Source organism: Agrobacterium albertimagni AOL15 (genome assembly GCF_000300855.1).
In the GTDB taxonomy this organism is placed as follows: Bacteria; Pseudomonadota; Alphaproteobacteria; order Rhizobiales; family Rhizobiaceae; genus Allorhizobium; species Allorhizobium albertimagni.
This window is the reverse complement of sequence record NZ_ALJF01000004.1, coordinates 235,715-249,930: the sequence shown is the minus strand read 5'-3', so window position 1 is coordinate 249,930 and position 14,216 is coordinate 235,715. Positions and strand designations below refer to the sequence as shown.

The window sequence follows — 14,216 nt, the reverse complement described above, 5'->3', positions numbered from 1 at the left end:
TGTGAGTCTGCAATGTCCGAAAAACGCCCCGTCGTCGTCGATCTCCGCTTTGCCCGCGAAAGCGTCGTCAACGCGCTTCGCTCGGCCTTCCCCGATCGTCCAGTTGTCGACATGGGTGATCCGGCGAATGCCGACCGCGATCTCTCGGATGCCGAATTCGCCGTGGTCTGGAAACCGGATCCGGCCCTCTTTCGTCGTGCAACCGGGCTCAAAGCCATCTTCTCCGGCGGTGCCGGTGTGGATCACATCCTCTCGGCATACGAATTGCCGGATCTCCCGATCATCCGTTTTGTCGATCGAAGCCTGACGGACCGCATGAGTGAATGGGTCGTCTGGCAATGCCTCCATCATCTGCGCAACGGTATTGCCTATGCCGGCCAGCAGCAGGCTCGCGTCTGGCACGAGATCGCCGATCAGCCGGAGGCCCGGGAGGTCACGGTCGGCGTCATGGGCCTTGGGGTCTTGGGCGCAGATGCCGTTCACAAGCTCAAGGTCATGGGCTTCGACGTCATAGGCTGGTCCCGTCGCGCAAAGGCGATCGACGGCGTCGTAACCTTCGACGCAAAGGGGCTCGACACCTTCCTCGGTCGCACCGATATCCTGGTCGGCCTTCTGCCGCTAACAGACGACACGCGCGGCATCTACGACCGCGCCTTGTTTTCGAGGCTCCGCCGTGCCGGACCCTTGGGCGGTTCGATCTTTCTCAATGCCGGTCGTGGCGGCAGCCAGAAGGAAGCCGAATTGATCGAGTGCCTCAAGGACGGCACGCTGAAATCGGCCTCGGTCGATGTCTTCGAAAAGGAACCGCTCGATCCTGACAGTCCCCTCTGGTCGATGCCGAACGTGATCGTCACGCCTCACGCTGCGGCCGCCTCCGATGTTCGTGCGCTGTTCCGTCACGTCGAGGCGCAGATCGCTCGGCTCGAGGCTGGCAAGCCGCTTGAATTCGTTGTCGATCGTACCGCTGGCTATTAGCCGCCCGAGAATTGCGGGAACAAACCCCGCTGAGCTCCCGTTTCCCTTGAGAATTCGCGCCTTGCGCGCCTCAGGACACAAGGGAGCAACCACATGAGCAGCCGAACCGATCTTCCAGACACGACCGACCGTCGCATGCGCGGCCTTCAGCCGGAACCCATGACGCCGACCGAGGCGCGTCAGGGTTTTAAAGGCAAACCGGTCCTCATCGTGCTGCTGGGCGGACTGATCCTCGCCATGCTCGTCTGGATCCCGGCGGAATGGTGGGGCAATTCCATTGCACCGAGCGAGCCGGCCAACCAGCCTGTCGAGCAGACGGCCCCGTCGCCGAGCGACAACAATCAGGTCGTGCCAGAATCCAGCCCGACACCCAGCCAGTAACGCGGTCAGACCTAGCAGAGAGCGGCGCAACGCCGCTCTCTGGACATTCCCCCGGTGATTGCCGATAACTGCACCGGAAACGGCCGAAGCATTTCGGCCGTCCCCCGTAGTCCCCCTGCGGATGGCAAGGCAGTCGATCATGACCAAGACAGATATCGCAACCAGGGTTTACAACCACGCCTGGAAGCTCGATCCCATCATCCGCAGCCTGATCGACACGGACTTCTACAAACTGCTGATGCTCCAGATGATCTGGAAGCTCTATCCGCAGGTGAACGCCACTTTCACGCTCATCAATCGCACGACTTCGGTCAGGCTTGCCGACGAGATCGACGAACAGGAACTGCGTGACCAGCTCGATCATGTTCGCTCGCTGCGACTGACCAAGAAGGAAATGATCTGGCTTGCCGGTAACACGTTTTACGGTCGCGCCCAGATCTTCGAGCCTGAATTTCTCGCCTGGCTCGGCAATCTCCAGCTCCCCGAATACGAACTTTCCAAGCGTGACGGCCAATACGAATTGACCTTCCACGGCTCCTGGATGGAGACGACCCTGTGGGAGATCCCGGCACTCGCCATCATCAATGAGCTGCGCTCGCGCGCCGCCATGCGCTCGCTTGGCTATTTCACCCTCGACGTGCTCTATGCGCGGGCCAAGGCCAAGATGTGGTCGAAGGTCGAGCGCCTCCGCGAATTGCCGGGTCTGCGCATTTCCGACTTCGGCACCCGCCGCCGTCACAGCTTCCTCTGGCAGCGCTGGTGCGTGGAAGCCTTGAAGGAAGGTATCGGCCCAGCCTTCACTGGCACGAGCAATGTGCTGCTTGCCATGGATTCCGATCTCGAGGCCGTCGGCACAAATGCCCATGAATTGCCAATGGTCGTTGCAGCCTTGGCAGAAACCGACGAGCAGCTGGCTGCAGCCCCCTATCAGGTTCTGAAAGACTGGAATCGCCTCTATGGCGGTAATCTGCTGATCGTCCTACCGGATGCTTACGGCACCACGTCCTTTCTCCAGCATGCACCGGAATGGGTCGCCGACTGGACCGGTTTCCGACCGGACAGTGCGCCGCCGATCGAAGGCGGCGAGAAGATCATCGAGTGGTGGAAGAAAATGGGCCGCGATCCGCGCAAGAAGCTCCTGATCTTCTCGGACGGTTTGGACGTCGATGCGATCATCGATACTTACCGCCACTTTGCCGGTCGCGTTCGCATGTCCTTCGGTTGGGGTACCAATCTCACCAATGATTTCGCTGGCTGCGCGCCCGTGGAGATCGCTGGCCTGAAGCCGATTTCCATCGTCTGCAAGGTCTCGCAAGCCAACGGCCGTCCCGCCGTCAAGCTTTCCGACAACCCGCGCAAGGCGACCGGTGATCCGGAGGAGGTCGAGCGGTACCTCCGCTTCTTCGGCTCTCAGGACCGCGTCGAACAGGCCGTTCTCGTCTGAGGGCCGGGCCTGCTGATGCGTGACGAGACTTGCATCCGTTACCTTCGCCATGCAGTCTGAGGGCTGCGGGAGGGAGCCCGCAATCTGCAAGGGAGGAAGACCGGATGGACATGCAAGGCAGCGAGCGCATCGAAGCGCCGGTGGAAACCGTTTGGCGTGCGCTGAATAATCCCGAAATCCTCAAGCAAGCCATTCCAGGGTGCGAAAGCCTGGAGAAGACCTCTGACAACCAGATGGCCGCCAAGGTCGTTCTGAAGATCGGGCCGATCAAGGCAAAGTTCGAAGGGGCCGTCGAGCTGCACAATCTCAATCCGCCGCATTCCTATACGATATCAGGCGAAGGCAAAGGTGGCCTTGCCGGTTTTGCCAAGGGTGGTGCAGACGTGACCCTGACCGAGGAAGAGGGCGGAGCGACCCTGCTCAGCTACACGGTAAAGGCCGAGGTCGGCGGCAAGATCGCCCAGCTTGGCAGCCGCTTGATCGAATCGACCTCCAAGAAGCTTGCAGGCGAGTTCTTCTCGAACTTCAATGCCGCAGTGACCGGTGGGGTCGAGACTGACGCTTGACGGATGACGCAGGATCGGGTGAAAGCCCGGCACAAGGAAGCGGCGGCATCGTGGAACCAGCCGAGATGATTCGGCCTTAAGGGGACATGATGATGAACGAAGGACCTGATCAGTATTTCGAGCAGCAGGACATGGCGATCAAGCTGATGCTTCTCGAGAACAAATCCGACGAACTGACGGACATCCTGGTTGAAGCGCTGCAGGATGCGCTGAAGCTCCTCGAAGAAGAGCTCGCGACTGTCCACTGACGGCGACCAGCAGGTCGGTCAGAACCTGTCGGAGACCTGGATCCCTGCGGGCCCCAGAATGACGGCGATCAGCACCGGCAGAAAGAACAGGATCATCGGAACGGTGAGCTTCGGCGGAAGGGCTGCTGCCTTCTTCTCCGCCTCGTTCATGCGTTCGTCGCGGCCCTCTTGTGCAAGCACGCGCAGAGCTTGCGCGACGGGCGTGCCGTATCGGTCTGCCTGGATGAGGGCCTGAACGACGTTCTTGACGCCGTCGAGTTGCGTGCGCGTGCCAAGATTTTCGAGCGCCTGGCGGCGGTCGGGAAGAAATGAAAGTTCCGCCGTGGTCAGCACCATTTCCTCGGCGAGTTCGGGCGACTGCTCGCCGATCTCGTCCGAGACGCGCCGCATCGCAGCCTCCAGCGAGATGCCTGATTCCACGCAGATCAGCATCAGGTCCAGCGCATCCGGCCAGGCGCGCTTGATCGATTTCTGGCGTTTCGTGATGCGGTTCGACACGTAGATGTTCGGCAGGTAGAAGCCGAGATAACCGCCGAGAATGGTGACGAAGAGCCGGATCGGCAGTGCCTTTTCGGCGAGATTGCCGAGCACGAAGATCCAGAAGGCCGTGAGAGCCAGTGTTGCGAACGGCAACAGGAAGCGCGCCAGAAGGAACATGTTCAGCGCGTTTTGCGACCGAAGTCCCGCCGCCTTCAGTTTGTCCACCGTAGTGTCGTCCACCAGCGCCTTGCGCAGGTTGAAGCGTTCGACGATGTTGCGAACGGACTTGTTGTTGGTCGTGCGCAGCGATGCCCGTCCCTGGGCGGCGTCGGCATTCAGCTTGGCGCGTTCACGCGCCCGGATGAGGTCACGTTCGGTCGACACGGCGCGCATGCGTTTGTTGAGATCGCCGCGCTCCATGTACGGCATCGCGATGGTGTAGAACGTCCCGAACACCGCAAGCGCCACGAGGACGGCGATGATCAGTGCCGGATCGGTCACCTGTGCAGCCCAGTCTTCGGTCATCCTACCAGCCCCTCAGATCTCGAAGTTGATCATGTTGCGCATGACCAGCAGACCGATGCTCATCCAGACCGCAGAAATCCCAAGGATCAAGTGTCCGCGCGAATCGGTGAACAGGATCATGATGTAGCCGGGGGACGTGATGTAGACGAGAAACGCCACGATGAAGGGCAGGGCGCCGATGATCGCGGCCGAGGCCTTCGCCTCCATCGAAAGCGCGTTGACCTTGGCTTTCATCTTCTTGCGGTCGCGCAGCACGCGCGAAAGGTTGGCGAGCGCTTCGGAGAGGTTGCCGCCGGCCTGGCCCTGGATCGCGATGACGATTGCAAAGAAGCTCACTTCCGACAGCGGCATGGTCTGATGCATACGGGCGACCGAATCGGCGACGCTTAAGCCCAGTTGCTGCGATTCGACGATGCGGCGGAACTCGGTCTTGACCGGTTCCTGGCCATCGGCTGCGATCATGCGGATCGCGTCGTTCAGCGGCAGACCCGACCGGATCGAGCGGACCATGACATCGAGGGAGTTTGGGAATTCTTCCAGAAACTTCTTCTGGCGGCGGCTGACGAGGAAGCCGACGATCCAGCGCGGCAGACCGAGACCGGCAACGAAGGCGGCGCCGACGATCACCAGGGTCGGCATCCCCGCGAGAAAAGTCATCGCGAGAACAACGATGCCCAGAATGCCGCTCAGCACATAGAATTGGGAGAGTGAAACCGAAAGGCCGGATTGCACCAGCTTGGCCTTGATGCTTGCGGCATTGGCCTTCTTGGTCTTTTCCTGTTGCTGTTTCTTTTCGAGTTCCTTGAGCGAATCCTGAACCGATTTGCGGCGCTTCGAGATCTCCTGCACGCGATCGCGTGCCGCCTTCATCTGCGCCGTGTCCGTCTCCGCCGATCGCACCCTGTTGATGCGGTTCGCGGTTTTCTTGTCGGTTTCGATCCGGGAATAGAGCACGCCATAGGCGATCGCGCCTGTCGAGACGGCAGCGAGGAGGACGATGGCGAGAATGGTGGGATCGATGCCGAACATGGTGATCAGATCCCCTTGGACTTCTGTTCCATGGCGTCGAGTGCAGCCGCCAGGCGACGATCTTCGTTGTAGTAGCGGGCGCGATCCCAGAAATGCGGCTTACCGATACCCGTCGACATGTGCCGACCGATGATCTTGCCATTGGCGTCTTCGCCGTCGATTTCGTAGCGCATCAGGTCCTGGGTGATGATCACATCGCCTTCCATCCCGATCACCTCGGTGATGTGGGTGATGCGACGCGAACCATCGCGCAGGCGCGCTGCCTGGATGATGACGTCGATCGAGCCGGAGATGATTTCACGCACGGTTTTTGCCGGCAGCGAGAAGCCGCCCATCGCGATCATCGATTCCATACGGCTCAGGCATTCGCGCGGCGTGTTGGCGTGTATCGTGCCCATCGAGCCGTCGTGACCCGTGTTCATCGCCTGCAAGAGGTCGAAGACTTCGGGTCCGCGCACTTCACCGACGATGATCCGCTCGGGACGCATACGCAGGCAGTTCTTGACGAGGTCACGCATGGTGATCTCGCCTTCGCCTTCGATGTTCGGCGGGCGTGTTTCCAGACGTACCACATGTGGCTGCTGCAGCTGCAGTTCGGCCGTGTCTTCGCAGGTGATGATGCGCTCGTCCTGGTCGATGAAGCCGGTGAGGCAGTTGAGAAGCGTCGTCTTACCCGAGCCGGTACCGCCTGAGATGACGACGTTGCAGCGAACGCGTCCGATGATCTGTAGGACTTCCGCGCCTTCGGGCGTGATCGCGCCGAACTTGACCAGCTGGGCGAGGTTCAGCTTGTCCTTCTTGAACTTACGAATGGTGAGCGCCGGACCGTCGATCGCCAATGGCGGTGCGATGACGTTGACACGCGAACCGTCAGGCAGACGCGCGTCGCAGATCGGGCTCGATTCGTCGACACGGCGACCGACCTGGCTGACGATGCGCTGGCAGATCGACAGGAGCTGCGAATTGTCGCGGAAGCGGATTTCCGATTCGATCGTCTTGCCGCCGACTTCGATGAAGGTCTGCCCAGCACCGTTGACCATGATGTCGGCGATGTCGTCTCGGGCGAGCAGCGGTTCAAGCGGGCCATAACCCAGAACGTCGTTGCAGATATCCTCGAGCAGTTCTTCCTGCTCGGAGATCGACATTGCGAAATTCTTGATCGTGATGATGTCGTTGACGATGTCGCGGATTTCTTCACGCGCGCTTTCGCCATCGAGCTTGGCGAGCTGCGACAGGTCGATCGTGTCGATGAGCGCGGAGAACACCTGGCTCTTGGTGTCGTAATAGTCTTCGGTCCGCGGCGGCTTCTTGCGGCCGGGTGTCTGCATCGAAGGCGGTGTCACCTGCTGACGCGTGCTGACTTCCGGGCTGCCGGGCTCGATGAGCGTGCTGGAGCGTGCCGCGGGCGCAGCAGCAGCCGGCTGTGTCGGGATCGTGCCGACGCCCGCCCCGCCCTTGCCGAAACCGTCGTTTCCGCGTTTGCCAAACATGAGCTCTACCTGTTCCTGTTAGCGGTCTACTTCTTGCGCAGCTTTTCGATGAACGAGCCGAGACCCGCCTTCTTAGGTTTCTTGATAGTGGCACGGCCCGTGACGAGATGCGCGAGCTGTGAGAACGTCTCCGCCGTCGGCGATTTGCCATCCATCTCGCTGATCATCCGGCCGCTATTGGCAGCGGTGCCGAAAAGCTGGGCGTCGAACGGAATGATCGCGACCGGATCGAGCTCGAGGGGTTCGAAAAAGTCTGCCGGCGCGATCTCCGGCCGCTTCGGCATGCCTACCTGGTTGAGGATGAGATGTGGCGGCTTGTCCTGCGGTCTCAGCTTCTTCAACGCGTCGAGCATGTTCTTCATGTTGCGCAGATTGGCGAGATCAGGCGCGCAGGTGATGACGATCTCGTCGACGTCGGAGAGCACCGCGCGGGTCCAGTCGGCCCAGGTATGCGGCAGGTCGAGCACCGTCACCGGAGCACTCCGCTGCAAAACGTCGAGGATCGGCTGGAAGGCACCACGCTCGTAGTCATAACCGCGGTCGAGCATTGAGGGCGCTGCGAGCAGCGAGAGGTTCTGCCCGCATTTCGTCAGCAGGCGGTCGAGAAAGACCTCGTCGAGACGCTCTGGCGAGAATACGGCTTCTGCCATGCCCTGGGCCGGATCCTGGTCGAAGTCGATATTCGCAGTACCGAACGGCAGATCGAGGTCGGCAAGCACCGTTTCGGTCGAAAACAGCGAGGAAATGCCGAAAGCGCAGTTGTGCGCGATGGTCGAGGAACCCACGCCGCCCTTGGCGCCGATGAAGGCGATGCTGCGGCCGAGCGGTTCTGCCTCTGGATCAACGAAGATGGAGGCGATGGAGCTCATCATGTCGGCCATGGTGAAGGGCGCCACGATGTATTCGGAAATGCCGTTGCGGATCAGTTCGCGGTAGAGCGCGATATCGTTGTGCCGGCCGACGAGGATCACCCGCGAGCTCGGATCGCAGACTTCGGCCAGCGGTGCAAGCTCCGTCATCAGGTCGCGTGGCCCGGCGTCGGTTTCCAGAATGATGAGGTTCGGCGTGGGCGTCGAGGAGAACATGTTCGCCGCAGCGGCGATATTGCCATGCGTGATGCGCATGCTGACGCGGGCCATGCGTCGGTCGCCGGCGCATTGCTCCATCGTCCGATGCACGCCTTCGCTGATGCAGAAGGCATGAATCGAGATGCGCGGCAGCGGGCGCAGGCTTTCGACGTCGCCTGCGATCACGCTCTCGGAAGCGCTCCGATATCCCTCATTGGATTCGCCGATGTCATAGTCGATCGCGTTCATGCTCTCATCCTGTCCTCTTGGACCGCAGTCGCATCAATTCGTTGAGGTGTCGGCGCCCCGGCGATAAAGGCCGATGACGGTCGAGCGCCTGGTGGCGTCGATCGGAGCCATGTCGCGGGGGGTGACGAGATCCATCGGATTGGCGATCTGTGCGGCGAGGTTGCTCTGCGTCGCGCAGCCGAAATTGTGGTAATTCTTGTTGCTGAAGGTATTGCTCTGCAGGTCTTCTGGCCATTCGCCGCAGGGATTGGTCATTGCGGTAATCGCCACATAGCTGAGGCGCACCGGAGCCGCATTGCTGTTGGCTTCTGCCTGGTAAGACGTTTCGATGATCCTGTTGGCCGCAACGCCCCGCGTGATCAGAACATGGCGGATCTGCTTGCGCATGGTCGACGCTGCGCCGGAATTCGGTGAGCCGTGCGGCACCATGATCTGGATCGTGCCCGTCGATGCCGACAGATAGTCGGCGGCAAATCCGGCGATCGAATCCTGCACGCCGACCGTCAGCGACCGGTCGCCCGAGGCGATCGGAACGTCGAGCGTGTGTTCCACTTCGCTCAGCATGATCGGATGTCGCGTACGGTAGTCGTCGGGGACGGCGGACGTCGTCATCCGGTCCTTCGTGCTGCCGCAACCGGAAAGCGCGACCGCTGTCCCCAGAACGAGGCCGGCGAGGAGGATGTGCTGGAATGAATGACCCACTGATGCCATGACTGGCCGACTTTCCCTGACTTGACGCGCCGAATGTTTCATCACGATCCTCACGCCGTTCACTTGTAGATGAAGCCGACAGCGCCATGATATTGGCCGGTCGGTTGGTTGTTCTCGCGGCGGCCATAGACCTTGTTCACCTTGTTCAGGAAGAAGGTCGCGCCGTCGTTTTCGGGGTTGAAGTTGTCATCCGGCCGCGACAGGGCGCCGCGTGCAACGGGCCGCACGAGATAGGGCGTCGCGATGATCACGAGTTCGGTCTCGTTGCGCTGGAAGTCCTTGCTGCGGAACAGCGTGCCGAGAACCGGCACCTTGGAGAGCCCAGGCAGTCCGGACATCGCCTGGCGAATATTGTCCTGAACGAGACCGGCAATCACGATCGAGCCACCGGAAGGCAGTTCGACGGTGGTCGAGGCTTCACGCTTGCGGATCGACAGGAAGGTCGAGCCCGGTACCTGATTGAGAACGTTACCGGTGACCTGTGAGGACTCCCAGGTCGGCTCGGAAACATTGGTCTCGATCTGCAGGCTGATACGGCCAGGTGCCAGAACGACCGGTCGGAAATTCAGCTCGATACCGTAGTCGATGCTTTGCGTCGTGCGCTGGATGGAAGTGCCTTCTTCATCGCTCGACACTTCCTGCGGTCCGGCAAGCCGGAATTCGCCACCGACGTAGAACTTCGCCGGCTCGCCCGAAATTGCGGTGAGGCTCGGTTCGGCCAGCGTGCGCATGACGCCGGCCTGTTCCATGGCGTTGATATAGGTGTTGAGCCCGAGGCCGCCGATGCCGGCCGAGATCGTCGCCGTGCCCGTCGGATCGATGGCATTGCCGAGGTTGGACGGATTGGCATAGCTGATGCCGGTCGAACCGTCGGAGATGCTGCCCGAGAAACCGAGCTGCTTCAGCACCTGCCGGCTGACTTCGGCGACGGTGACTTTCAGCGTTACCTGGTCCTCGCCCTCAATCGTCAGGAGGTTGACGATCTGCGAAACTTGCCGCTGCTCGGCATAGATGGCCACGGCGCCGTCGCCGCTGCTCTCGCTGGTCGCGGTCGTGTTGCGGGTGGTCGCTTCACCGCCCTTGAGGAAGGCTTCTGCAAGGCTAGCGGCCCGCGCGGCGTCCTGCGGGGTGCGTACAGAGCCGGTCAGAACGATGTTGTCGGAGACGATCTCGACCTTGATGTCGGATTCTGGAATGAAGCGGCGCAGATTGGCTTCAAGGCCGGTAATGTCGCGCTCGATCTGGATGTCCAGGCTGACGATCTCTTCGCCATTTGCACCGAAAATGAAGATATTGGTCTGACCGACCATCTTGCCGAACAGATAGATGCGTCGCGACGAGCGCGTCACGGCATCGGCCATGACCGGATCCGCCACCAGAATATCATGTGCGTCCGCAGGCAGGTCCACAACCAGCGCCTTGTTGAGGCCGAGCTTCACCGCGCGGCGAGCGCCTGGACCGGAATTGGTAATGCGCAAGACCGTCTGCTGCGCAGCCTCTGCTGCAGGCACCATGGTTCCATGGTCAAGAAAGGAGCTCGGAGCGCCGGTGATCGCCATGGCAAAGGCGATGCTGGCGGTCAGCGATACCTTGAGTTTGTGTGTCAGGCTGGCCACGATGGGTCTCCACTCATTGCATGGAATTGGCGGTCGATGAGGTCGACTTGACCACCTCGCCAGACTTGATGACCTGGATGATCGGCTGACCGTCTCCGCCACTGAGCAGATGGTCGGCAGCTGACGTATCTTCTTCCTGCGCGTCGGCGACCGAACGCAGGGCGAGCGACAGACGATCCGCCATTTGCTGGGCCACTGCGATGACCTTGGTCTGGTCCGGCGTCAGTTCGAGGGTTGCCGTCGTGCCGATGACGGATTTGGAGCCATCAGGCGCTTCCGCGATCTGCTGGTCGATGGCCAGCACGCGAACATTGGAGAGTACGGTCTCCGTCAGGAAATTGTCCTCGTCCCCCTTGCGGACCATGATCACGTCGACCCGGTCGTTCGGCAGGATGAAACCGCCGGCGCCGGTCGCCACCGAGATTTCGGTCGAGACGGCCCGCTTGCCGGATGGCAGGAGCGACGAGAGGATACGGGAAGAAGAATCGGCAATCTTTTCACGCCGCAGCGGCTCGCCTTCGAAGACGGGCAGGCGAACCACGACGCCGGCAAGCTCGGCGATGGCATCCGGTCGCGTCGATGATGTGATGAAGCCATCCACCACACTGCCTTCCGGCCAGGCCATCCAGCGCATGGAATTTTCATCGAGGCGTGCGCCAACCGGGAGATTGGCCGCCGAGACGAGCACGTCGACGGTCGGCTCTTTCTCGACGACGGCGTCCTGCACGATCACGGTCTGGTTGCCGCTTAGCCGCATGGCAAGGACACCGGCCATACCGGCAGCCACGACGGCGACAGCGAGTATGATGAGACGAGCGGGTTTCATGATCGATCCTCGGGCGACGCAATAGATTCTAGCGCCAAGGTTGATCAGGAATTGGTGTACTTATGGTTAATAAGCGACTTACATTCGTAGTTAACGGAAGGTTTCTTCAGTCCTCGTCACAGCGCTTTCTGAATGGCGGCAACAACAAGAGGAGAACTCGGATAGGCCAGCAGGCCTGCTCCGCCGATCGCAATGGCGTAAGGGATCTTCTTGGCGACCATGAGGGTTTGCGGAAGTCGAACGCCAACGGTGGCGAGCTTGTCCCAGTTGGCCCGCAGGAGCATCACCACGATGGTCAGCAGACCGCCGAGATATCCCGTGTAGACGAGAAACTCGAAGAGCGAGGTGTTGAAGCCGAACCAGAGTGCGGCAGCCGTCAACAGCTTGGCATCGCCACCGCCCATGACATTGAGTGCGAAAAGAGCGAAGCATCCGAGGAACACCAGCAGGGCAGCCGCGAGATGCCAGCCGAATTCGACTAGGGACAATCCACTAAAGGGTGCGATCAGCACAAAAGCGCCGATGAGCAGGAGAGAGATCCAGTTCGGGATCGTCATCTCGAGGAAATCGGTGAGCGCTGCCAGAACCAGACAGGCTGGCAGGACGATAAAGACGATCGCTGAATACATGGTCGCTACTCCTCGTCAGCCTCTTTAAAGGACTTGTATTGAGATTCCGGAAACGACGCCTTGTCTGCTTCTGGACAGGCCGCAAATGCGAAAAGGCCGCCTGGATAGGCGGCCTTCAAACAGGTGGTTACGCCACTCTTAGTTGGCGTCGCGGGCACCTTCCATCTGGGTGGAGATGTTCTGGAACGTGTCGTTCAGAGCGCCGCCGAGGGTCGTCGCGCCGGTGATCAGGGCGACCGAGATGAGGGCGGCGATGAGGCCGTATTCGATTGCGGTTGCGCCGGACTCGTCCTTGACGAAACGTGCGAAAAGCTTGGTCATGTTATTTCTCCTACTCCGCGAGGTTGATCAGCACTGCCGGCAACTGTTTGCCGTTGCTCGGATGTCGCCAACCTAAGCGGCGCCCTATTGCCATCGGCTTAAGAAAGACGGTTACCGCATCGTGAAACGGCGCAAGCCTGCGGTGTGGTAAATGAATACTGGCTTCGACCGATAAGATGCTGCAGATCTCAGCCAAAACAGCGCGTTGGCGGGAGCTTCTCCGCTCTCGTGTCGGGTCCGGCACCGTGCGGCCCTCACCGTTGCGGGCAAATGTTAACGCATCGGCCTCTCCGGCTGCGCCTGAATGGCACACATTCGGCCAACGGGCAGCTCAAGCCTGACGCAAATTTTGATAACCGAGCCGAACAGCTGCTCTGCCTGAGGCTGCGGAATTGCACTTAACCCTTCATTCACCAAAAGCCGGCATGCTGCCCGCAACATCCTCACGCGCGTATTCAAAGGCACGTTCATGTCCGATCGTCTTCTTGCTGCTGCAGCCGCCATGGCCCTGGTCCTGGCCATGGTCTCGCCAGCAACCGTTGTGCAGGCGCAAGATGAAGGCATCCTGCGCGTCTATATGAACAGCGCACGGGTGCTGAAGCTGGATCGCCCGGTGAGCAAGGTGATCGTCGGCAATGCCGAAGTTGCCGATGCGACCGTGGCCGACGCACGCACCATCGTCCTGACAGGCCGTTCCTATGGCACGACGAACCTGGTCCTGCTGGATGCCGACGGCAATGCCATCGTCGACGAACGCATCCTCGTATCTATCGACGAGGCCAGCACTGTGCGGGTGTTCAAGTCCACCGCGCGAACAGTGCTCTCTTGCACGCCGAACTGCGAAGAGCATGCCAAGACGGGCGCTACGCCGTAATACTCTCGATTTTTGCGTTTATCCGGCATGGCAAAGTGTAAATATTCGGGAAACGGAAAATCAATATTTGGCCCGTAGCTTCTCCTGAGCTTTGAGGATGAAGAAGGCTATGACCAGCCAGGATATCGATCGAGAGCATCGGATTGAACGCCGCAGACCACGCTTCCGGCTGTGGCGCAAGCTTGCGCGATCGAAGGACGGCGCCGCAGCGATCGAATTCGCGATCCTCGCTGTACCTTATTTCCTTATCGTCTTCGCGATCATCGAAACCTTCGTCGCTTTCGCTGCCGAGCAGCTGGTGACCAATGCGGTCAACACGCTGGGCCGGCAGATCCGCACCGGTCAGATCACCTATCAACTCAACCGCCCTGCCACGGACATGGATGTCACCAAGTTCCGCAAGGCGTTCTGTGACGAGGTGAACATCATGATTCAATGCTCGGAGGCGGAAATCGCCACTCCGAGCAAGCTCTATATCGACGCCCGAGCCTTCACCAAGTTTTCGGATATTCCGAAAACCATCCCGCGTGTCTCGACGGCCAATTTCGCCGACATCGATCCGACGAGCTTCAAATTCACGCCGGGAGGACCAAATACGGTCAACATGCTGCGCGCCTATTATCGCTGGCAGGTGATCACCGATCTCGTCCGTCCCTACATCACGACCATCAGGCCCTCGGATGGGTCCCTGCCGTCAGACTTCCTGATCGTCGCCACCACCGCCTTCCAGAACGAGAAATATCCATGACCGTGAGCGGCAGAGATAAATCCGCGCTGAGACGAAG

16 protein-coding genes are annotated in these 14,216 nt (G+C 60.4%); 7 read left to right on the top strand and 9 right to left on the bottom strand.

Features of this window, described 5'->3' with window-relative positions:
• Positions 1 to 12 precede the first annotated feature (12 nt).
• From QWE_RS06035 to QWE_RS25460, 5 genes are all read left to right on the top strand, one after another.
• The gene (locus QWE_RS06035) at positions 13 to 975 is read left to right on the top strand and encodes a 2-hydroxyacid dehydrogenase (protein WP_006725208.1); all 963 of its coding nucleotides are present in this window, start codon (positions 13 to 15) and stop codon (positions 973 to 975) included.
• Positions 976 to 1,068: 93 nt separating this feature from the next.
• Positions 1,069 to 1,356 carry a hypothetical protein gene (locus QWE_RS06030; RefSeq protein WP_006725207.1) on the top strand — a complete coding sequence of 96 codons (288 nt, stop codon included), beginning with the start codon at positions 1,069 to 1,071 and terminating at the stop codon, positions 1,354 to 1,356.
• Between the two features lie 139 nt (positions 1,357 to 1,495).
• Entirely contained in the window at positions 1,496 to 2,800 is a 1,305-nt protein-coding gene (pncB, locus tag QWE_RS06025; RefSeq protein ID WP_006725206.1) for a nicotinate phosphoribosyltransferase, read from the top strand.
• A gap of 104 nt (positions 2,801 to 2,904) precedes the next feature.
• On the top strand, positions 2,905 to 3,366 hold the full coding sequence (locus tag QWE_RS06020; RefSeq protein ID WP_006725205.1) for an SRPBCC family protein: 462 nt from the start codon (positions 2,905 to 2,907) through the stop codon (positions 3,364 to 3,366).
• Positions 3,367 to 3,458: 92 nt separating this feature from the next.
• Positions 3,459 to 3,614: a hypothetical protein gene (locus QWE_RS25460; protein ID WP_167539685.1), complete on the top strand. Its 156-nt coding sequence runs from the start codon at positions 3,459 to 3,461 to the stop codon at positions 3,612 to 3,614.
• An 18-nt stretch (positions 3,615 to 3,632) separates the two neighbouring features.
• Here the strand turns inward: QWE_RS25460 and QWE_RS06015 are convergent, their stop codons facing one another.
• The 9 genes from QWE_RS06015 to QWE_RS05975 form a co-directional block, all read right to left on the bottom strand.
• Complete coding sequence (locus QWE_RS06015) at positions 3,633 to 4,619, bottom strand: type II secretion system F family protein (protein WP_006725203.1); 987 nt, start codon at positions 4,617 to 4,619, stop codon at positions 3,633 to 3,635.
• Positions 4,620 to 4,631: 12 nt separating this feature from the next.
• Positions 4,632 to 5,648: a type II secretion system F family protein gene (locus QWE_RS06010; RefSeq protein WP_006725202.1), complete on the bottom strand. Its 1,017-nt coding sequence runs from the start codon at positions 5,646 to 5,648 to the stop codon at positions 4,632 to 4,634.
• A 5-nt stretch (positions 5,649 to 5,653) separates the two neighbouring features.
• Complete coding sequence (locus tag QWE_RS06005; RefSeq protein ID WP_006725201.1) at positions 5,654 to 7,138, bottom strand: TadA family conjugal transfer-associated ATPase; 1,485 nt, start codon at positions 7,136 to 7,138, stop codon at positions 5,654 to 5,656.
• A gap of 26 nt (positions 7,139 to 7,164) precedes the next feature.
• Entirely contained in the window at positions 7,165 to 8,454 is a 1,290-nt protein-coding gene (locus QWE_RS06000; protein ID WP_006725200.1) for a CpaE/TadZ family protein, read from the bottom strand.
• Positions 8,455 to 8,487: 33 nt separating this feature from the next.
• Entirely contained in the window at positions 8,488 to 9,165 is a 678-nt protein-coding gene (locus QWE_RS05995) for a CpaD family pilus assembly protein (RefSeq protein WP_006725199.1), read from the bottom strand.
• Between the two features lie 59 nt (positions 9,166 to 9,224).
• Positions 9,225 to 10,781: a type II and III secretion system protein family protein gene (locus QWE_RS05990; RefSeq protein ID WP_006725198.1), complete on the bottom strand. Its 1,557-nt coding sequence runs from the start codon at positions 10,779 to 10,781 to the stop codon at positions 9,225 to 9,227.
• A 13-nt stretch (positions 10,782 to 10,794) separates the two neighbouring features.
• Positions 10,795 to 11,607: a Flp pilus assembly protein CpaB gene (gene cpaB, locus QWE_RS05985; RefSeq protein ID WP_006725197.1), complete on the bottom strand. Its 813-nt coding sequence runs from the start codon at positions 11,605 to 11,607 to the stop codon at positions 10,795 to 10,797.
• Positions 11,608 to 11,723: 116 nt separating this feature from the next.
• Positions 11,724 to 12,236 (bottom strand): A24 family peptidase, encoded by a 513-nt coding sequence (locus tag QWE_RS05980; RefSeq protein WP_006725196.1) that lies wholly within the window; start codon positions 12,234 to 12,236, stop codon positions 11,724 to 11,726.
• A 138-nt stretch (positions 12,237 to 12,374) separates the two neighbouring features.
• Positions 12,375 to 12,557 carry a Flp family type IVb pilin gene (locus QWE_RS05975; RefSeq protein WP_006725195.1) on the bottom strand — a complete coding sequence of 61 codons (183 nt, stop codon included), beginning with the start codon at positions 12,555 to 12,557 and terminating at the stop codon, positions 12,375 to 12,377.
• A 502-nt stretch (positions 12,558 to 13,059) separates the two neighbouring features.
• On the opposite strand from QWE_RS05975, the gene QWE_RS05965 reads away from it, so the two are divergent.
• Together QWE_RS05965 and QWE_RS05960 are read left to right on the top strand one after the other, a co-directional pair.
• The gene (locus QWE_RS05965) at positions 13,060 to 13,431 is read left to right on the top strand and encodes a pilus assembly protein N-terminal domain-containing protein (RefSeq protein WP_040299653.1); all 372 of its coding nucleotides are present in this window, start codon (positions 13,060 to 13,062) and stop codon (positions 13,429 to 13,431) included.
• A gap of 109 nt (positions 13,432 to 13,540) precedes the next feature.
• Positions 13,541 to 14,179 (top strand): TadE/TadG family type IV pilus assembly protein, encoded by a 639-nt coding sequence (locus QWE_RS05960; protein WP_006725192.1) that lies wholly within the window; start codon positions 13,541 to 13,543, stop codon positions 14,177 to 14,179.
• The last annotated feature ends 37 nt before the right edge of the window (positions 14,180 to 14,216 follow it).